This window comes from Sphaerisporangium sp. TRM90804 (genome assembly GCF_029846175.1).
Classification (GTDB): domain Bacteria; phylum Actinomycetota; class Actinomycetes; order Streptosporangiales; family Streptosporangiaceae; genus Sphaerisporangium.
Window position 1 is genome coordinate 62,612 of the sequence record NZ_JARWAC010000027.1, and the last position, 20,645, is coordinate 83,256.

Annotated in this window: 14 protein-coding genes; 6 read left to right on the forward strand and 8 right to left on the reverse strand. The window is 61.6% G+C overall.

The window, feature by feature from the left end:
* Positions 1–78 precede the first annotated feature (78 nt).
* The 3 genes from PYR91_RS29960 (at position 79) to PYR91_RS29970 (ending at position 5,111) form a co-directional block, all read left to right on the forward strand.
* Positions 79–1,332 carry a ferredoxin reductase family protein gene (locus PYR91_RS29960; protein WP_279785223.1) on the forward strand — a complete coding sequence of 418 codons (1,254 nt, stop codon included), beginning with the start codon at positions 79–81 and terminating at the stop codon, positions 1,330–1,332.
* A 610-nt stretch (positions 1,333–1,942) separates the two neighbouring features.
* Complete coding sequence (locus PYR91_RS29965; protein WP_279785225.1) at positions 1,943–3,766, forward strand: RICIN domain-containing protein; 1,824 nt, start codon at positions 1,943–1,945, stop codon at positions 3,764–3,766.
* 442 nt (positions 3,767–4,208) lie between these two features.
* Positions 4,209–5,111 carry a M23 family metallopeptidase gene (locus PYR91_RS29970; protein WP_279785226.1) on the forward strand — a complete coding sequence of 301 codons (903 nt, stop codon included), beginning with the start codon at positions 4,209–4,211 and terminating at the stop codon, positions 5,109–5,111.
* 692 nt (positions 5,112–5,803) lie between these two features.
* Here PYR91_RS29970 and PYR91_RS29975 read toward each other — a convergent pair.
* Together PYR91_RS29975 and PYR91_RS29980 are read right to left on the reverse strand one after the other, a co-directional pair.
* Positions 5,804–6,100 carry a DUF3817 domain-containing protein gene (locus tag PYR91_RS29975; RefSeq protein ID WP_279785228.1) on the reverse strand — a complete coding sequence of 99 codons (297 nt, stop codon included), beginning with the start codon at positions 6,098–6,100 and terminating at the stop codon, positions 5,804–5,806.
* Positions 6,101–6,309: 209 nt separating this feature from the next.
* A complete protein-coding gene (locus PYR91_RS29980) occupies positions 6,310–7,002 on the reverse strand; it encodes a hypothetical protein (RefSeq protein WP_279785230.1) in 693 nt (230 codons plus the stop codon).
* A 645-nt stretch (positions 7,003–7,647) separates the two neighbouring features.
* On the opposite strand from PYR91_RS29980, the gene PYR91_RS29985 reads away from it, so the two are divergent.
* Entirely contained in the window at positions 7,648–8,061 is a 414-nt protein-coding gene (locus PYR91_RS29985) for a hypothetical protein (protein WP_279785231.1), read from the forward strand.
* 134 nt (positions 8,062–8,195) lie between these two features.
* Here the strand turns inward: PYR91_RS29985 and PYR91_RS29990 are convergent, their stop codons facing one another.
* From PYR91_RS29990 to PYR91_RS30000, 3 genes are all read right to left on the reverse strand, one after another.
* Positions 8,196–8,537, reverse strand: coding sequence for a hypothetical protein (locus PYR91_RS29990; protein ID WP_279785233.1), 342 nt, complete (start codon positions 8,535–8,537; stop codon positions 8,196–8,198).
* 571 nt (positions 8,538–9,108) lie between these two features.
* Complete coding sequence (locus PYR91_RS29995) at positions 9,109–10,341, reverse strand: IS110 family transposase (RefSeq protein ID WP_279785234.1); 1,233 nt, start codon at positions 10,339–10,341, stop codon at positions 9,109–9,111.
* A 504-nt stretch (positions 10,342–10,845) separates the two neighbouring features.
* Positions 10,846–11,535, reverse strand: a complete 690-nt coding sequence (locus PYR91_RS30000) for a DCL family protein (protein ID WP_279785236.1) — start codon at positions 11,533–11,535, stop codon at positions 10,846–10,848.
* A 1,212-nt stretch (positions 11,536–12,747) separates the two neighbouring features.
* Here PYR91_RS30000 and PYR91_RS30005 point away from each other — a divergent pair.
* Together PYR91_RS30005 and PYR91_RS30010 are read left to right on the forward strand one after the other, a co-directional pair.
* Positions 12,748–13,779, forward strand: coding sequence for a hypothetical protein (locus tag PYR91_RS30005; protein ID WP_279785238.1), 1,032 nt, complete (start codon positions 12,748–12,750; stop codon positions 13,777–13,779).
* Positions 13,780–13,841: 62 nt separating this feature from the next.
* Positions 13,842–14,375 carry a hypothetical protein gene (locus PYR91_RS30010; protein ID WP_279785240.1) on the forward strand — a complete coding sequence of 178 codons (534 nt, stop codon included), beginning with the start codon at positions 13,842–13,844 and terminating at the stop codon, positions 14,373–14,375.
* Between the two features lie 27 nt (positions 14,376–14,402).
* Here PYR91_RS30010 and PYR91_RS30015 read toward each other — a convergent pair whose 3' ends face one another.
* The 3 genes from PYR91_RS30015 to PYR91_RS30025 form a co-directional block, all read right to left on the reverse strand.
* Positions 14,403–16,325, reverse strand: coding sequence for an Eco57I restriction-modification methylase domain-containing protein (locus tag PYR91_RS30015; protein ID WP_347943679.1), 1,923 nt, complete (start codon positions 16,323–16,325; stop codon positions 14,403–14,405).
* 857 nt (positions 16,326–17,182) lie between these two features.
* A complete protein-coding gene (locus tag PYR91_RS30020) occupies positions 17,183–18,997 on the reverse strand; it encodes a DEAD/DEAH box helicase (RefSeq protein WP_279785242.1) in 1,815 nt (604 codons plus the stop codon).
* Between the two features lie 92 nt (positions 18,998–19,089).
* On the reverse strand, positions 19,090–20,562 hold the full coding sequence (locus tag PYR91_RS30025; protein WP_279785244.1) for a hypothetical protein: 1,473 nt from the start codon (positions 20,560–20,562) through the stop codon (positions 19,090–19,092).
* Between the last annotated feature and the right edge of the window lie 83 nt (positions 20,563–20,645).

Below are 20,645 nucleotides of genomic sequence, written 5' to 3' on the forward strand. Positions count from 1 at the left end.
CGCCCGTCTCCCGAGGCGAGTGGCGATACTTGGCGGTAGACGGCGGGCGGAGGGTGTGTGCGCAGGGCTGGCGTCGGTATGACGGTCGTGGTGGCGATCGTGGCGGTCAACGCCGGGTTGTGGCTCGTTCTCCCGCCCGCCGCCGCCGGACCGCACGCCGTCCGGCAGGTGCTCGGGGAGTTCGTCGCGTCCACCGCGGTCCTGCTGTTCTCCGTGACCCTCGTGCTGGCCACGCGGGCACGGTTCCTGGAGCCCTACTTCGGCGGCCTCGACCGCATGTACCGCGCCCACCGCCGCACGGGTCAGGCCGGCTTCCTGCTGCTGACCGCCCATGTCGCGCTCATCCCGTGGACGCTGGGCTCCCCGGGCGGCACGCCGTCAGGCTTCATCGCCTTCGCCGGGATCGCGATCCTGGTCCTGCTGACCGTGGGGCCGCGCCTGGCCCTCGTCAGGCGGGTCGTCACGCTGAACTACCGGGGCTGGCGGCACACCCACAAGTTCATCGGCCTGTTCTTCACCTTCGGCTTCGCCCACATGCTGCTCGTCGACCAGGTGGTCGAGACGACGGCCGTGCCCTTCGCCGTACTCGTGGCCGCCTACGTCGCCGGCATCGCCGCCTACCTGTACACCCTGCTCCTGGCGAGGTTCGTCAGGCCGACCTTCCCCTACCTGGTCGAGGTGGTGCGGCGGCTGAACAGCGCCACGATCGAGGTCTCTCTGCGGCCGCGCAAGAAGAAGCGGCTGACCTTCCGGTCGGGGCAGTTCGTGTTCGTCAGGTTCCACCGGTGGGGCCTGCGCGAGCCGCACCCGTTCACCGTCAGCAGCGCGCCGTCCGCGGAACACCTGCGCCTCACCATCAAGGCGAGCGGCGACTACACCCGAAGGGTGCACCGGGACATCCAGGCCGGACACCGGGTAACCGTCGAGGGCAGCTACGGCATGCTCGACTACAGGCGGGGAGGCCCGCGGCAGATCTGGATCGCCGGCGGCATCGGCGTGACGCCGTTCCTGAGCTGGCTGCGCGACATGGAGCAGACGACCGAGCACACGATCGACCTGTTCTGCACGGTGCGCCAGGCCGACGAGGCGCTCTTCTGGGACGAGATCCGGGCCGCCGCCGACCGGCACCCCCGGCTGCGGGTGCACACGAACGTCTCCTCCGAGGCCGGCTCGCTGACCGTCCCCCGCATCGTCGCCACGGCCGGAGACCTCGACGGCGCGCACATCTACATGTGCGGGCCGGTCTCCATGATCAACTCCTTCGAGCGCGGCTTCCGCCGCCTGGGCGTCCCGGCCACGACGATCCACTTCGAGGAGTTCAGCTTCCGGTAGCCGGGGGAGCGCCCGGTGGAACGATGCACATGACTACTTGGGCGGATTCGTCTTATAAGACCAAAGTGTACGGAAGACGACCCTCTTATTGGCGAATGGCGATTTGTCGCCTGTCAATACGTTTGTCGGCTAACAATAGGATGTTTGTCGGATGCGTATCACCCCATGTGCGATGCGTAAGCGCCGCCACATCCCTCGCAGGTAACATTGCCGTTCCCTTGAGCCTCGTGAGCGATGCCGTTGAATCCACCCCTCGAAAGGCCAAAGGGGACACTTAGCGGCAAATATCCTGCCATCCGGGATCGGCCCCGCGTCGTCCCCGAATGCCATTCCAGTCTCGTGACCTGGCCGGATCTGTAGCGACCGATGCCTCCGGTCGCTGTCGTCGCGCCGAACCGCCGCGCCTTTTCGGCCCCTCACCTGGGCCATCTTCGGACAGTGAGACTGAATTATTACGCCCCGTCACAATCGTCGGATTGCTCACCTAAAACGCCCCGCGTCAATGGGTTGTGACAAATCTAACATTGGGGATGTTTTGTGAGTCCGTGGTGTGATCATTGCCGATGAATCGCCCCCGAGGGCGTATGCGCACCGATCGGAGTTCATCGGAATGCAGCTCAGGCGAAAAGTCACCCTGGCCGCGGCGTGGATCCTCCTCGCGACCGGCCTGGTCGCCTCACCCCCAGCGGCGTCGGCCGCCGCCCCCCCGGATGACGTTCCCATCCGCGTCGCGGAGGACGTCTTCCCCGGCGCCAAGATCGGCCAGCGCGCCGGCCCGGCCCCCTTACCGCCGAACCTCGCCCCCAAGGCGCCCGCCGACATGCAACGGGTCGTCTGCGACGGCGACGGCACCAGCGGCAAGCGCGTCGAGGTCCTGTACGTGCGCGAGTCGTCGATGCCCAACCGCTACACGCAGCTCCTGCCCATCTTCCGCGCGTGGCTGGCGAACGCCGACGACGCGTTCAACGACGGCGCGGCCACCCAGAACCGCAGCAGGCACATCCGGTACGTCACCACCGCCGTCAGCGGCGGCTGCGCCGCGGTCGTCCGCAACCTGACGGTGCCCGCCGGTTCGCTGGCCAACTTCGACTCCAGTGTGGCCGCCGTCCAGGCCCTCGGCTACACCAGCACCGACCGGCACTACCTCATGCTCACCGAGGCCACGGTGATCTGCGGCGTGGGCCAGATCCACGGCGACGACCTGACGACCGGCTCCTCCAACGCCAACAACGGGCTCGCCTACGCCCGCGTGGACGCCATCCCCGGCTGCTTCGGCGCCAACGCCATCACCCACGAACTGGGGCACACCTTCGGCGCCGTGCAGCTCAGCGCGCCGCACTCGGACGGCAGCTGGCACTGCCTCGACCAGTGGGACCTCATGTGCTACGGCGGCAGCCCCACGTGGAGCTGCCTGCAGTGGAACGACTACCGGCTGCCCGACTGCAACCGGGACGACTACTACAACGCCGCTCCCGCCGCCGGCAGCTACCTGGCCACACACTGGAACACCGCCAACAGCGCCTACCTCATCGCGGGCGGCTCGGCCGACAGCGACCCGCATCCCAAGGTCGGCAACACCTACGTCATCACCAACGTCTCCACAGGGGGCGCGCTGGAACCCATCAACGGGTCCACCAGTTCCCTCACCGAGCTGAGCCAGCGCACCCGCGTGGACACCCCCAGCCAGAAGTGGCTGATGGGCTACACCACCGGCCTGCAGTTCATCAACGTCGGCAGCCGCCTGTGCGCCGACAGCTCCTACAGCGGCACCACCCCGGGCACGACGCTGCTGCAGTACCCCTGCGCCGGCCAGGACGGCATGCGCTTCGCGTACCTGTCGACCGGCGGGAACACCTTCGCCATCTTCGACTGGCTCTCGGGGCTGGCGCTGACCGCGGGCGGCGCCCACCCGGCGCCCATCACCCAGCAGGTCTACACCGGCGCCACCAACCAGCAGTGGGTGTTCAACTCGGTCTCCGGCATCGCGCCGGTGAACAACAGCGTCTACTACCTGCAGAACTACAACAGCCGCGACAACGCCGAGCCCGCGGGCGCCTCGACCGCGTCCGGCGCGCTCGTCACGCACAACACGCCGACCACCGCCAACAGCCAGCGGTGGAGGCTCCAGGCCACCGGTTCCTACTGGAACCTGGTGAACGTCAACAGCTCCAAGTGCCTCGACCTGGTCAGCGCCAGCACGTCCAGCGGCATCCAGATCAGGCAGGCGAACTGCGGTTCCGCCAACAGCCAGCAATGGACGTTCAGACGGGTCGCCGACGGGACGTTCTACCTGGTCAACCGGCACAGCAGCAAGGTCGTCCACTCGCCGCCCGGCAGCGGCACGACCCTCGACCAACAGACCATCACAGGCAACGGCGACCCCGGCCTCGGCATCGTCGCCGGCAACGAGATCTGGTACCTGAACCCCGTGTGAGGCTCTGCTAGCCCGCTCGCTCAATGAGGGCTTCCGCCAGACCGACGAGGGCCGCCCGGCTTCCCGGGCGGCCCTCCCGCATGTCCGGCGCCATCGCGCGCCGCCTGCTCCGGCGCTCGCAAGCCGGCCGATCCCGTCCTCGGCACCGACCTTCCATGTTCCGCGAAATTTCATGGACTCAGCGCTTGATGAAGAGAACCTTCAGACATATGTTAACGATCGACCCGTCCCACCCCATAGGCGGTGAGATGTCGCATTGTCCCCTGGCGGAGGTCTTCCCCTCCCGTCGAAGGCCGACCAACGTGGCGCCCAAGAAGCAGATCATCTCCGAGTACGGCACCGGGGATGGCGACACCTCGTAGTCCCGCCGCCACGGGCTCATCGACATCACGGACTGGGCGCCTATCCACCCCCCGATACGCACCTGTTCAGAGAGGTGAGTATGCCCACACCCGGCAGACCGACCCGGCAGACGTCCCTCAGATCCGCTTCCCTCGCCCTGTCGCTCGCTCTCGCGACGACGCTGCTACCCCAGCCCGCCTCAGCGCAGAGCATCAACGTGCTGGCGTCCCACAAGAGCCCCTTCAACTGCGGCAAGACGTTCTACGCCAACAACTGGTCCCCGGGCCACAACCCCTCGGGCTCCATCGACTGGCAGACCTACGGAAGCGACGCCATCTCCGGCGAGACCGTGCGCGCCACCGCCGCGGGCACCGCGTACTTCTCCGACGCGGGAAGCACCAGTTACGGCAAGTGGGTGGAGGTCCGCCACGGCGACGGCACCAGAACCCGCTACGCCCACCTCGCGACCATGGTGAGAGCGGCCGGCGGCTCCATGAGCGTCAGCCAGGGCACCGCCATCGGCACCGTCGGATCGACCGGCGGCTCCAGCGCCCCCCACCTGCACTACGAACAGCGAACCTCCTCCGGAGCCGTAGACACCAGCCCCACCGTGGACGGCACGACCGTCTCCCTGGGCCAGCGAAAAGCCGTGACCAGCTCCAACTCCTGCGGCGGCGCCGGCAACCCGTACACCCCCCAAGAGGTCTGCGGCAGCGGCTTCACCGTCATAGACAGCGCCGCCCTGACCGGCGGCCGCACCTACCTCCTGTACAACGCAGGCAACGGCAACAACTGCGTAGCAACCCTCAAGACCACAAACCTAGGAAGCTCCACCTCCACCTCCGCCTTCCTGGAACCCCAAGGCGAATCCAGAACCACCGACTCCGGCAACTACGCCTACTACGCCGGCCCAGTCAAACGCGCCGCTGCGGGCCAATGCGTCAAATGGGGCGGCTCCATAACCAGCAGCACCTACACCAGCCCCTTCGAACACTGCGGGTAGAGCAAGGCTCCTTCGACGACCCGGCCGCCGAAGGAGCCTTCCTCATTCGATCGAGCTTGGTCGCAACCAGCTCCGAATCCTGACCCCTCGTCGGCGGGCGGATTCCAGGTGGTTCGGCACGATGGTCGATACCCGGCAGGAAGCCCCGTCAGCCTGATCACCACCCATCCCACGTCCGGCAGCCCCACCACGGACCGACCAGATGCATGGTGCGGTCACACGATGCATCTTCGGGCGCCTTGACCGCCCGCTCCTCCTGCCCCTGAGCCGCACCCACCTGTAAGTCCGCCAGCATCGTCGAAGCATGACGCCCCAGCCGATCTCCGTCCACGGCTATCACGAGCAAGAGGCGCCTTGGCTCGCCACCTCCGGGCGTGCGGCGTCTCGCCATGGCACTGTGGTTCATTTCGGGTACATGCCGCTGCCGCCTGCATGGGGTTTCGGTGGCATCTGGCTGCCGGGACCTCACGGGCCTATCAGCACGAATAACAGACATGACTCGAGTGGTCCCGGCACCATCGTGCCCGGCCGCCCACGTAGACGCTGAGATCAGGGAAAGAGGGGCGCGGGCACCACCAGGGCGTGAAGTTCCAGGCTTCCGAGGGAGAGTCGCGTTCCAAGGCGGCCACGATGCGGCCAGCGGCGACTCTGGGCCGCTGTCCCATGGGTGGGAACCCTCATGACGGTGCCGGTCAGGCGAGTTGCGGGGCCGTTGTGCGCGCCGCCACCCGCCGTTCGAACCACAGCGAGGTGAACGGCGGCACCGCACACGCCAGGCCGAGCACCACCGCGCCCCGGCTCCAGCCCGCCTCCCGAGCCGAGAGCAGCACTGCGACCACATACAGCACGAACATCGCCCCGTGGATCGGCCCGAACACCTTGACCCCGAGCTCGCCGGTATCGGTCACGTACTTGAAGAACATCCCAACCAGCAGCCCCGCCCACGAACACGCCTCGGCCACCGCCACGACCCGAAACCAGCGCAGCACGCTTCACCCTTTCACCCGGTACCGGCGCATACTCTACAGACTGTAGAGCGTAGAGGTAGCCCTACTGCGCATCTGCGAGTAACTGCTGATTCCTCTCCTCGTCGCCCGTGATCCGCATGAACACGGGATGGCCGGTGGGCGTGATCGCGCGGCGGGCGTCCGGGGACGACGCCGTGCGCCCGCACGCCCGCCGCGGTCTCGACCGGGGGTCAGCTCGCCGATACCGAGAAGCTGTTCGTGTGGAAGTCCATGCCGCCGCTGGAGGAGGTGATCTCGTAGCCGAACTGGACGTCGCCCAGGGTCACGTCACCGAACCAGCCCCTGTTCCGCAGCCAGTCGAGGATCGCCTTGATGTCCACGGTCCCGGAGCTGGTATTGCCCTGCCGGACGAACGAGAACACCTGGTTGGAGCCGTTGGAGCCGCGGTAGACGTCCCAGCTGTGACCGCCGACCGACGCACTGGTCTGCCGCGAGCCGATCGGCCCCACCGGCCCGTACTTGTTCATCCAAAGCATGATCTCGTAGGCGTGATTGTCGCACCAGATGTCGTAAGTGGACACGTACGCGCCGGCGTTCGGAACCGTGACGTTGAAGCTGCTTCTGACGCTTCCCAGAGCGCTGATCCTCCGGTTCACATTCCTGGTCGCGTTGGGGTAGGACTTCACCCCGCCGGTGTTGGGATGGTTCGCCCACACGCCCCAGTTGCTGTACGAGTTAGCCCAGATGGTCTGCGGTCCCGCCCCGCCGCCCCAGATGTTGTTGTAGAGGGTGTACCCCCCGTTGTTCCATGTGCCCCATTGATCCGACGATGACCAGGCCGCCGCGTGCGCCGGGTTGGCGAGCACCCCCACGAGCAGCACGAGCATGGACGTCGGGACGAGTAGACGTACCGTCCTGAGCATGATCTTCTCCTACCGTTGTGCCGCCGGCGGCCAGCACCCTCATCTCGTCGTCATCGCGCCGTCGAATCGACTATCGAAGCGCTTCGACGACATTTCGACTTGATCGCGACCCGAATCCGCCTTGGAGTGGGGTCACCGTAAAACCGCCTTCCCCCAAGCACAACAGGCCGGAAAAATCTCTCCCCACCCCCCAGGTCAAAATCAGGCCCGGGTCCACGCAGATGAAAATTTCGAACAGGGCGCTAGACGGAACCTGGCGATCCCGCTCACGACCTCTCACCCTCACAACGGACGCCGTTTCATGGCCTACAAGCCCCCGGAACGTCGCAGGCATGGGTAAGCCGGATGTCCGAGTCTTGCGGTCGATGCTTCGCGGGCATATAGATAGTCCCAGCGCCGGACGTGGCTGAGCGGGCCGGGCACAGCGTGAACGTGCTACTGCGGGACTACGTCAGATCCGTCGATGGCCACCGTGAGACCGCCACCCGGCACATAGCCGAGGCTCTGACGGCCCTAAAGACGATCTGTCGTTGGAGCCCCCGGACCCCATACTGGCCCATGGGGATACCCCTTCTACCTTCAGGGGTTCGCGCCACTGGCATGGAGAGGACGCGGGGCAGTTGCCACCTCCCAAGGAGGACCCAGGTGTCGAAACGGAAATCCCGCCGGGGAGAGAACGAATCACCCGAGGCCGTCGCCGTGGATCAGAGTGATCCGCTGTGGCACGGATCTCAGGTGGGTGGCTTGAGTCCAGGATCCTCGGGCGAACTGGTCACTCCGGATGGAACAAAGTGGTGGGCCCGGCGACGCAACGCCGATCGCCGGATCGTCAAGCGGCTGATTGCCAAACCAGGGGTGCCGCTGGTGGTCGGCGCAGTTGGAGGGTTCCACCGCTCTGTCATCGCTCCCGAAGATCGGGCGCGGGTCTGGGCCGAACTGCATCCTTCGTTCGACGGCCCCGGCGTAAAGAAAGTGCCCGTCGAAGGGTCGAGCTACAAGGCCACATGGTTCGTCAACGATGCCGGCGGCGAGCTCATCTATCTGGAAGAGAACTGTTGACAGGTCCCCTCGCCGAAGTGGCAGAACGGTCGGGCATGGCGGGATGGAGTGCTGCAGGTCTACGCCACGTGCATCGATAGGCCGCGGGAGATCGCCAGCCAGCCGATCTTGGCTGCTCTCACTCTATGAGGGTGTCAGTCTCCGTCGAGGTGAAGTTCCAGCGTCGGGTCCGCTGCGCATTCATGAGCAAGCTCCTCGAATGCCTGGATGACGCGAAGCTCCTCCGAGGTCTCGGCAAGTGCCTCAAGTCGGGTCAGCTCTTCGAGGAACTGCGGCATCTCGGCCGAGGAGAAGATCACGCTCCCATACGGGTCGAGCCGCTGGAGCATGGGAGTCGCGCTGCGCCCTCGGGTCTGGTCAACGAGGCGCACCAAGGCATCGTTACGATCCACCGCAGTACCCACCGCGGTGAGGCTCCTGCGTCTGGGGCTGGTGCCTTGCTGTTCAACTCGCATCAGTACCGCATCGACGCCCATGACCAGACGGTACTGAGGCTCCCAGCCGGCCGCCAGGTCCCTTCCGCGTACCCTTACTTCATTCCTCAGAGGCCCGTAGAGTTGCCCCTGAACTGGTCAAACGTCGTTTGTTTCGCCCGCGCATATCCCCCTTGAGTACCCGCTGAGGGCTGCTTTGGTGGCATCCGGCTGCGGGTAGCGTCAGGGGACGATCAGCAGAAAGGCCAAGCCAGAGGCTAGATGACCTGGTCTGGAGGGCGGGCCCTGCAGGATTCGAACCTGCGACCGTCGGATTAGAAGTGGAGCCGCACCCACCAGGTGCATCACCCCTCCGACCTGCACAGAAACTCTTCGGCAACCGGCTGGCGGCCAGCCCCATCCCGCGCATATCCCGCAACGGCTCTCAGCCCCGTAACCCGGTGGGGCGGGCTGAGACATCCGATGGGCGGGGGGTGTCAAGTCGGTCCGGAGTGGCCGCCGACGCGAACGGCGGGATGTGGGCATGGTGAAGGGCGCGTCGGTGGTTGCTCCGGCGCGCAGGGGTCTGGGGGCTGCGAAGCCCCCAGCGGTATCGGCGGTCAGCCGTTGTGGTTCAAGCCGCTGAGCGCTGCTGGGCCGTGGGGAAGGCTGTGTGCTCTTGGTAGGTCTGGCGGGTGGTCAGGCAATGGAACAGGCAGCCCAGGAAGCGGTTGTAGAGGTGGCGTAGGGCAGAGGCGTGGCGGTCGCCGTGGTGTTTGCGCCGGTCGTAGTGGGCGCGAGCGCCGGGTGAGGCGGTGAGAGCGGCGAATGCCCACACATAGCCGACCGCGGCCAGGCGGCGGTTCTTCACTCGGCGGTGGACCACGGCGCGGTGGCGTCCGCTGGAGCGGGTGATGGGGGCTGCGCCGGCGTAGGCCTTGAGTGCGAGGGCGTCGGCGAAGCGGGTTCGGTCATCGCCGATTTCGCCGAGCAGCCGGGCGCCGGCGAGGTCTCCAAGGCCGGGGAAACTGGTGATGATGGCGTAGTCGGGATGGGCGCGGAAGGCGGCAACGGCTGCGTCCTGCAGGGCGGCGGCAGAAGCGCAGGTGGCGTCGACGACGGCCAGCAGTGCCAGGGCTTGGTGGCCGAAGGCTTCTTCAACGAGGGCGGGCTGGCGCAGCTGCTCGGCGCGCAGCCCGGCGTGGATCTTCTCGGTCCAGGTGTCGAGGTGGTGGACGCGTCCGCTGCGTTTGAGGGCGGCGCGGATCTGCGGCCGGGTCAGGTTGGCGGCTGTGGCGGGGGTGGGGGCGACGGCCAAGATGGCACGGGCCTCCCGGCAGGTCACTCCGCCGTCTTGGCCGGCGAACAGCTGAAGGAACGCCGGGTAGTACTCGCGCAGCATCGAGCGCAGCTCGTTGCCGGTGCGGTGCATCCGCCAGACGGCGTCCTGCTGGGCGCGGGCCAGCACCGCCAACGCCTGAGCCTGCTGGGTGTCGGCCGGTAGCGGCCGGTGCAGAGCCATGTCGGTGCGCAAAATGCCGGCCAGCACGATGGCGTCCTGGCGGTCGGACTTCTTGCGGGAGACTGCGTGCCGTTCCCGGTAGCGGGACGCGCTGATCGGGTTGATGGCGAACACCGGACGGCCCGCGGCGCGCAGGCAGGCCACCAGCAGGCCGTGGGTCGTTTCGATCGCGACTGGGATCATGTTCTGTGGGTCGTCGCCGGCCTGGGCGAGCATGTCCAGCAGTTGCTGGTAGCCCTGCACGCTCTCGGTGATCCGCCGTTGCGCGATCACCTTCCCGCTGTCGTCCACCAACGCCACATCGTGGTGGTGCTCGGCCCAGTCGATTCCGCAGAAGACTCCCATCCTCACCTCCGCTGATCTGGCTATCTGTCCCGTGGCGGAGTCACCCGGCGCCCTAATGACAAGGCTCGAGGCCTACCATCCGATCAGCCGTTCGTGACCCAGCAATCTGCACAGGCCCCGGTCTTGCTTCAGAGCTCACTGCTCACCAACGAACAGAAGGGGTACTGCCTGCACAGACGGGCTCAGACCACGAACTACCAGTGCGGGCACGCCCCTGTCCGACCGTTCGGAGCAACAGCGCCAGTCTCAGCAAGAAGGACTCGAGGTACCGGGAACGAAGAAGGCATCCGCCACCCCGACCAAACCGGGGAACGCACCCGCACCGCCATTAGGAACGAAGCCCGTTCCGCCGATCGCCCCCAGCCCCGTACGGCGCCCAACCACCGCAGGGCGATCGTGAGGGGGATGCGACGTGCCACCGAGATTTACGTCCTGCCTCGCTTGGATGTACCTGAGGCCGTCATGAGAAGCCCCTACACCTTCGCTTCCGAGTAGCCATCATGATCATTCCTCCATGCGAGGTCGGATGCGTCCACGTCGCAGGAGGGACAGATTCGCCCGTATAGAAACCACCCTCAACGACGCAGGCATCCGATGGTGATCGACCCATGCCTCAGCCTGCTTGACATCGGCAAAGCTTGGACCTACTGCTCCGTCGGTTGAGAACAGCTCGAAAGCATCCCAGCCGCCATGAGCTAGCACGTAATCGGTAGCCAGTACAAGAAATTCTGGATCATAATGGTCGACATGTGCCCCATCCGGGCCATTGAGGATCGCGCCGGTAACCGCGCATCGAACTTCATCGCCATCACGAAACGTCGCGTGGAGGAACGCAATGACCTGTGGCCCGACCGCCTGACGCATCGCGTTAAGCACCAAGTGGCGTTGCGTGGGTGGTGTTAGACACTTGGTGAAGCTGAACTCCGTCTCAGATCCGTCTGTCCTGACGATGAAGAACGAGACCTGGTTCGGATAGAGGGGATTGGCTCGTATCTCGAAATGATCTATACCCGACCCGACCTTGCGCTCCGTGTCCGGATGGAGTTGAAGGAGATCAATCAGGAATCGCTCGTGCGTAGGATCATGGACGCGTGCCCCGGCAGGGTAGTGGTAGAGAACGTCGCGACATGCTTGTAGAGCATCGCTCTTCTTAGAGAAGAGCTGCTCTCCGATAAGGATTGGTTTAGCAGCCATGCATCTAGCATGACGGACATGGACTAGATCCACAGGCCCTTAAATTTCAAACTCATTACGGACGATGGTTCTGCAAGTCCTTGAGTGCTACGAGCAACCAATGGACCTAGCTTCAGCGCTGCGTGAAGGAGACCGGAGGCAAGGCCGGCAGCGGTGCGGCCGTGTTCGGCGGCTGAGGTTAGTGCGGCGGGTGCTGAGTATGGCGGGCGGCTCGCAGTCCCGCCGTCGTCCGGGACCGGCGCCCACGCCGCACGCCCGGACGACGGGCGGGCGGCGGGCCGTGCAGCGGCGCCGAGCGCCGCCGTCCGGATCACGGCTAGCAGTTAGGCGGACCGGAGTGAGGAGCGAAGGCCTGACATCTGATCGCCCTAACTAGCGAACGGCAATAACTACGATCCGCCCATGGCGAGGCCGTAGTAGTCCGGTTCGATTACGAGTACCTCGACTACTGTGAGATAGCACGTTCGACCGCACCTCTTACGCTGAGCACCGTGCCCACTCCACCTCTGTCACCAAGGTCGACGGTGCATTCGATGTCGCTAGCGGTCGTATTGGTCCTGCACATATCAAGGTTTTCGTACGTCCCGCGCATGCAGTCGGCTGCGAGTGCCATGATAGGAGGCACAACGGTTGCAGGGTCATCCCCGTTCTTGCGAGCCTCGTTGACCGCGTACCCCGCACACTTAGCGAGATTGTCCTGGCCGTTGCTGGCATCGTTCATACAGCTGCGTAGCTGCAGGAACACTATGCCGGAGAAGACGAGAGCAGCAATGATGCCCCCACCTTTTGGCTTCATGAGCGCTCCGTGTAAGGATTCGAAGACTGGTAGAGCCGGACCAGGCTACAGCTGAATCACCGAGCGTCATCTGGCGTGGGCGAACTGTTATCGGTCCTTGATGTGTGCCGTTAGGCGGCATTGCAGCTCAGCCAGGCATGGTCGGTGAGCGTACGCGAGAACCAACTCAGGTGCGGAGGGCGTAGCGATCCACCTGCAGGATCGGTCGGGGTGGCGGCGCAAGGCGCCGCCCTTGATGAATTACGAGCACAATTCGGCAAGACAACCATGCGTCCGACGCCCACATCAGGAGAGCGTTCTGATCAGGAGTGCGCGCACTGATCATCCGCGCATCAAGGTCAGAGATAACTATTTCCGGACAATCCACACAATTCAGGCTAATCAAACACTGCCAGGTGCACGCCTGAAGACAAAAGATGCACAGACGGGAGATATGTGATATAGACCTTCAGGCAGTGATTATGTGCGGTGCAGAGGGGGCGGCTGTGGCTAAGGTTGGTTATGTCATCTACGAGGTAACGGCACATACCCTGAGGCGGAAGGACGATGCTCGTCCACTCGACGACCTGAACGGCAATGGTGCCGATACTCTCCATGAAGCAGAAGTGATCTTGAAGACCCTCAGTGATGAGCTGAATCCTCAAGCTGATGAACGCAACGAACAGGCGTTCGATATTCGGGGTTTTGATCGCTCGGGAAGGACGCTCACTATTCGGGGGTCGGCAGGCCCGTATGGAAGCGCCGGGAATCTGACCAATGTCGACTCGGGCAACACCCGCCGCTATGGCGCTCGCGATGCGACCATGATTGATCTACGAGCGATGTTGATTATGCCAGCCGGGGAGCGAATTGGGTTGCTTTTTTGTGAACGCAGAGGTGCGCGGCATCTGAAGAACGTCGTTGATAGACACGTTCTTAGGGTGATTGGTACTCGACGGAATGTTCGCTTCAATGTCTTCCCCTTCGTTGACCCGAAGGCGTGGCAGAAGTTCCTTGATACCGCCGAGACATATGAGATCTCTTACATCTATCGCTCCACGAGGATAGAAGATCTTGCGCCTGAGCGGCGTAGCGCAGGGGATCTTCGTATGACAGTTACTGGAGGTGTCGCCCGGCGCGTGGGGAAGAGTTTCCGCATGATATTGACGCAGATGGCGGAGAAGCGCGAAGGAGTAAACGGTAGTCATAGCGGTGTACTAATTCACGACGTGCCCCGGCCCGCCGAGTTGAGGCCCCGTGACGAAGAGCATTTCGACCACGAGCGGGTCGAAATGCAGGTTGGTAGGGATAACACTAAGCGAACGATTGTCATAGAGAGAGGACAGTTACCCCAGTTCATATACGAGCTCGACAAGGACTTGCCGGACGACGCCATGTGGGAGCAGTTCCTAGATCACGCCGCGGAAATTTTGTCGGACCTAGGCGCTACCCTTGGGAAGGCAGGATGAGGAAACCGCCTTAGCTGCTCACTGAGCAGCTGACTGGAGGTGTCTGTCGGGTGAGTCCCCGTATGCATCGTTACTTCGGACGCCTCGGTATCCGTGATCTGATCAGAGATCATATCAATACCCTGTATGAGTTCGGCCGCGACAATAGAAGTCATGTTAGCTGGCCTGACGTCACATTATTCTACCTTCTTCCAGTAGGTGTGGGGATGATCTGCTGGATGAGAGGGGTTGAGCTGTACGTTAGCGATGTGCTCCTGAGCGGTGTAGCGATACTCACAGGATTTCTCTTCGGCCTGCTGGTGCACGTGTTCAGTCTCGGAATAAAGGTGGCAGACGATCCTCGGCACGAGTCGGGCGACAAGCTGCCCACTCTGATCGACGAGCTCCGTGCCAATGTGTCATATTCCTGCGGAGTAGGGCTGCTTATTACAGTCCTTCTCGTTGTTCCTGTAGCTTTTATTGAACCGTCCATCGTCGCGGCCGGGCTCAGCTCGGATATGACGGCCATTTTTTCTACGTTGTTCATTCATCTAATACTGACGCTTTTGATGGTGATCCGGCGAGTGAGAGCTGCCTATAAGGTGATGGCGAAATAATCGATTAGGGAATCGAGATCGGTATCGCTACTTCATCAAACGGCTTGCGATACGCGCCGGCACTTGTACCTGCTTGAGAGCGCCTGGCTCCAGTTTCACAAGTCCATCGCCATGGTGATTACGAGCAAGTGCCAGTAAAGCTTCCTGCCCTTCTATGCTTCTCAGCCATGTCGCTAAGTGCTCTACCTTCCCGGCGAAGTTCTCCGCAGTACGATATCTTAGCTTGATTCCGTAGACCGTGTTCGTGGGTATAGCGCCCACCGTGTTGACCACTACACGGAACGCCTTTTTCCCCATAGGCCCGATTAGGATATCCGGAATCGGAATCTTTTCGACCATGTACCATGGCTGGCGAGTTCGGCAAAGGTATCTTTCGTTGATTCCGGAAGACTCGCCCTCGTCGATCACTTGCTTGATATTGGGGTCCTTTGCAGATTCCTCGTCGATGCTAAGGAGCCAGCAACGCGCCCCCCGGATACCGAGACCAGCATGCTCGGCTTCGTCTAGGTTATTGGCTACCAAGTCACGAAGACGACTGATGGCAGGAACGCATGCGTAGGCCGGAAGTGCTTCCATTTCCAGCTTTGTACGCAAGAAAAAGGAGTTCGCTCCAGTGGCAACGCCTCTGCGGATTACGGCCATCGCCCCAAGGGGTAAAGTCGTCGTAGTCGCAGATCCAGCCGGTGAATGCGTAATAACAAGAAGCCTCCGTGGGCTGAAGCTTGGCGGCGTGACTCCGATCCTGTCGATCTCCTCGGCGCTCCGCTCATTGAAACCCGTTCCAAGGTCGCCGGTTACCCTGAAAAGCTTCAGTCGTTGCCTTCTCTTCCTCTCAGGCCCGATGAATACGACCATCGCGGCAACCTGTGCTCCTGGAAATACGTTGAGATCATTGGGGAAGAGGTGAAGTTCGGTTGGCCTATTGGTCATTTGCCATAGCTTGTGTCTCACTGGCCGTGCGTAGTCTGCTTCAAGCCAGTTTGCCGGTAGCAATAGACATAGCGAATCCGAAGCTCGCAAGGCAGCAAGGGTGGCTGCGAAAAAGTACGTCGACAGGCCGGCTCGAGCCCCAGGTGCTAGGTCCCCGGCGGCGGTTCGAGCAGCCGCCTTCTCTGCAAGAGTCATTTGCTGGTGGCGAGTATACGGGGGATTCCCTAGTATTAGACGTGGGCCTTCGAGTTTTGGCCAGTGATGTTTGAGCCATTCGAGAAAATCTTCCTGTACTATCCCCAACCTCGAGAGCGATGCAGTGCCAAGCCGGCGGGGTGCCAGGTCTGGTCGAGTAGCCAAAAGACCGAGCGTCACCACGTTGACATCGACGGCATGAACTTCCGGCTTTCGCCACCAATGAAGTGCTGCGACTGTAAAAGCTCCAACCCCTGCCCCCGGATCGGCCACCACACGAGGAGCTTGAGGCAGTTTCTGAACGATCCCATGCATATACTCGAGAACTGGAGCAGGAGTAAAGAATGTTCCAAGCCAGCGACGACGGGGGCCTGACACGATTCGTTCGTAGACGAGGGCCAGCGGGTCGACATCGTATCTTAGGTCATCGCAAAGTGCGTCAATAAGTTCGGACGGAGGATTCGGTGCACTGGTGAGCCAGCGTTGCACGGGAGGAGGAAAGGTCTCCAGATTGATAGGCATATTTGAGCGTTCGGCGAGGGCCGCTGCTACACCTCCTAGAGCAGCAAGCTGTTGACGCTCGTGATAGTTAGCGCCAATGACCGCGCTCTGAGGGACCGGATCAACTTTCGCCGCCCTGCACCAGCGCACAATGTTCAACACAGATGCAGGCCAAACGCGAACAGTTTTTCCTGCTGCATTAGTATTTGCATTCAGTGCGGAAAGGATACTGTGCTGGTCTGGTACTTGCGGAGACACGCGAATAGTCCCTTTGAAAGAGTTACCATATTGCCGGGTTGAACGGTGGTTGGCTGTCGGTTGCATACTTGGGAACTATAGCACTGGATCCTCGTAGAATCGATCTTGACCTAGTCGCGGTGTCGCCGGAGCATGGCTGTCAGATCGGGTCCGGAATCCCGAGGGTTAAAGCGTCGAGGGGAAGCGCTACCACAGCCTCGGTCCACCGACCGTTGCAATCTTGTGGCAAGTAAGGTGCCAGGGCGGCCGCTCTGCACCAACCTACTACCTCCTGTGTGGCCCCGATAGAGCAACATACGAGCGTCCGTTCTTCGAGAGTCTTTCCGGCCTCATATTCGTTGCGCGTGATAAAGAATCGGACGCCGTAGGTTGTAGAACGGCTTTGCCCCTTTATCTCCAATTTCCTGGATGGCCCAGCAATAGCGGGGGCTATTACATCATATCCTAGGGAGTCGGAGATAAGGCTGACTCGCTGCGTCTGAGCTGAGAGATCAGGTCGGCCAAGATCTATAAGGTCTTCTCTGCAACGTGCTACGACAAGCTCTTCTGCGGCTTCCCCGATTTCCACCCGAAGTTGGATTTGGCTAGGCTTAGTCCATGTGCCGTCAGCATGCGATTGGTAGAGGGAAGGGTTGGAAGCCCAGTTATCTCTGAGGGCAGCCGATAGGACGTCGATAGCGTCAACGTCCTGCATGGCGCAAACTGCGGTCAGAGCTGGCGCAGGATTGATTCGGTCATCCACAAGGCGAATGAGACTGGCAGCGAGAAGTGCATCTTCGGCGTCTTTGAGATCGCCCGACCTATGCATGCCATCGGTAGTTGCATGGCGGTAAGCCCGCTGTGCTGCAGTGACATCACTGCCGTTAGCATCTATAGTTCTTGCCACATAGAGGGCTGCCTGCAACTGGTGATGTGTTAGGCCGCTACTTTTCATTGGCCAGCGTGCTTGTCGTCGCATCACCTAGATGCCGGAGGATTTCCTCGAGATCCTCGGGGTCATCTATTAGCTCAGCGGAGTCGTCATCATCAGGTAGCGCCATTTGCACTAGCCCTGGATCCTCCAACATCTGTGACAAGCGGCGTGTCTTTTCCTCGACGCGTCTGGCAACCCGCTCGTCGATAGTTCCATCAGCTATGAGTATTGTCACTTTTGTATCATCGTTTTTGTCTAGGCCTAAACGATGAATGCGATCGAGCGACTGAAGATACTGCCCTGCGTTGAACGTGCGATCAAGATAAACGGCGTGGTGACATATTTTGTGAAGGCTTACCCCCTCAGACATCGCTGCGGGGTTCGCGAGGAGCACCTTGCAGTTGGGATCATCTCGAAATCGACCTAGCTCCCGATCTCGAGTGCGTATCCCCGGCCGGGCCTCCTCGTCGCTCGGGATCGCGCCGAAAATCACTGCGGGTTGCAGAGCGGCGAGTTGTCTCTCTAGAGCTAATAAGTTTCCAGGGAAGTTTGACCAGATTAGAGTCTTTTCGTTGTTGTTGCTATTTTCGTGAACCATGGCGCACGCGCGTTGGATCTTGGTAGGCATCTCATGCTCGGCGTATCTCTCCACCAGGGAAGCAAGACGGCTCCCTGGTGGAATCGCTAGAGATGGATATCGGTAGCTCCGAGTTTGATCTGTTTCTCTTGCCAGGAGCCTCGGACTGGAAGCCGCCTGTAAGAGGTACATTGTCACTTCCCCCATCTGGGAGAATATGGCATTGTCACGCCTGTCGAGATCAAACATTCCTGCATACCGGTTCAACATGGCGTCGTAGATATCCTGCTGTAGTGGACCCATGCCTACGCGCATAAGATCTATGGTGATCTCAGGAAGGTCGAGTTCCCGCTTGTTGGTCCTAACATAAATGGGACGTATTACCTTGGCGATTTCGGTCATTGCGTCTAGCGGGGGTTCTCGTTGTAGCGCCTGACGTGGGAGTCGTGCTGAGACACGACCACCAGGCCATAGAATGTCGATCAAAGATTTGAGGTCTCGTGGGTGGTTTGGCGCTGGTGTACCGGTGAGAATGTCGCGACGCGCCGCAAGGGGGGCCAGCTCGAGGAGTGCTCTGCCCCAGCCGCCAGCCGCGCCTCTCTTCACACGATGTGCCTCGTCGACGACGAGGTGCACAGCTTGGCGGCTCATCCAGTCCGATAGCCGTTCCACCGCATTGGGTAGGCGTTGGTAGTTAACCAGGATTATGTCATCGTTGAGAGGCAATGATCCTCCACGCCACCGTGCCACGCGCAGGGGCGGTTCAATTTCTTGGGCTTCCTCTTCCCATGCCCCAAAAGCTGATAGTGGTGCAAACACAAGTAAACGTTCAACTAGCCCTTCGCTTCGCGCGCGTAGGTGCAGGGCAAGGGTCACCATCGTCTTGCCAGCACCGGGAACGGAGAAGTTGGCGCCGTGAGAAAGAGTGGACAGTTTACGCAGGTCGCGTTGCTGGAAGGGACGCAACTTACGCTTTAGTCGATTCAGCGGCTGCCCCTCCGACATATCTGCCGAAAGCTCTTCTCTATGGCTGACCGGGTTGAGGGCGAGAGATGTGAGCGCCTGCACGTCATCGGCTTTTGTGCGTTCTAGAAGATTTTTGACAGCCAGATCGGCGTCTAGACGGATGCGATGACGGCTCAGAATTCCTTTAAGGCCGCCACGGCGCGCCAGCAGGGTTTCGGGGCGTACACGCATTGGTCTACCTGGCCGTGGTTGTTCTTCTGCGATTAGAAGCCCGATCTCCACCCATTGATCATCGGAGACGTCATGGCGATTAATGTATATGCGTACTGGACTACCTGAAAGGCTAAGGGACAATCGTGGTTGGGGCAGCGAGGTCATACGGCGCTCTCCCAGTTACCTGTGTCTGTACCAGCACCGCGCTGACTCAGCTTTGTCATCAGCTCTCGCAAAAGGCTTTCTATCTGTTGAACTCGTACAGACACGTGCTGCCACTGTGAGGCGAAGCCTGGGTCATTTCCCACCTCGTCCAATGCTTCTGCTGCGCTCTTCAACGCGTTGCGAGCTCGTTCCAGTTCGGACAGCGGACGAACAAGCCGGCCACCGGCCTGTCGTCGTCGCTTGACGGTTTCAAGAGCTACCTCGACTCCACGTCCGATGGTGTGGAGCGCTTCCGTCCCAGCAATAGACTCACCATTTGGTAGCGTGATTGGCTCATCGCCAGCTTTGTTCGCGGCGATGACAAGGTTCAAGATCGCGTCGACCTGTTCGGCCGCGGCTACGTCTATCTCCGGTTCTTCGTCACCGAGGAGATCCAGCCCCAGTTCGTCCTCCTGATTTTTGATCGCTATGTCGCGAGGGGGGCTAATCTCAGTCTCATTCGCCGTGCTCTTACCCGTTCTCGAAGTGTCTCTTTCTGAGTTAGGCAGGATCGATCGTAGATCCATGTGGTCCTGTAAGACCTCTACTACTCCGTCGCGTTCAACCCAGTCATCCTCGGCGAACCGCAGCTTGTGCACGGAGTTCGCGCGCGAGAAGTAGGCTATTAGCCAACGTTTGATGTGTAGGTCGCCGGCACAATGTCCTTCTCGCTCGTCAAGGTTTTTTACGTCACGCAGCAATTCAGCCCAATTTTGACGACGATCGACTTCCGAGTCAAATGCGGTTAGCGGGAGAGGGGTATCTGGCAGAGCGCGGGTACGGTGCATTAGTGTGAGAATTTCGCGAGCTTCCTTGACTTCCTTGCCCTTTTTGCGAAGTTTTCGCGCGATTTGCTCATCAGCGAATCCCTCGTTGTAGAGCCGTTGGATCATCATCAGCTCACTTACGAGTCGATACTCGTCCTTCAACTCAAGTTGCTGCTGCAACACCATCTCAAGTTCGAGTAACTCTTGATCCGTGACGCCGTGTGGTAATACAGCGACTCTGAGGGTGCCGGTCGGCCCGTTCCCTTCCCGTTCGAGCTCTCTCAGCAGCACGCAGCGTGTGTTGGCGTTGATCAGTTTTCCCTTGCGGGTAATAACGCCCGGCTGCGTCTGACCGCCTTCAGCTAGGAGGTTGGCTTTGAGGTCCTCGGCCTTTCGGTGTGCGCTTCGTACAAGTTCCGCGACCACATCCTGCGCCTCTGCGGAGTCCGGACTGGCAGCTACAAGTTGCCGCTTGGGGTGTTCGGCTAGTTGAGGCGCGATTCGGAAACTGTCGGCATTCAAGATCGGGATGCTGAGTGGCACCTCTATGACGGGGACAATTTCTGTATTCCGTAGCGGCAATCGGACCGTCTCCGGGTTTGTCCGCTCCTTGTGATCCGCCAGAGCTCGCTGGATGTACTGCTGCCGACTACTCTCTGTCACGAACTGCTCCCACAGGGTTGGGTTGCTCCGAGGCGCGGATGGCCTACTTCGCCAGTGTGCCTCTATATTCTGCACTGCACAGC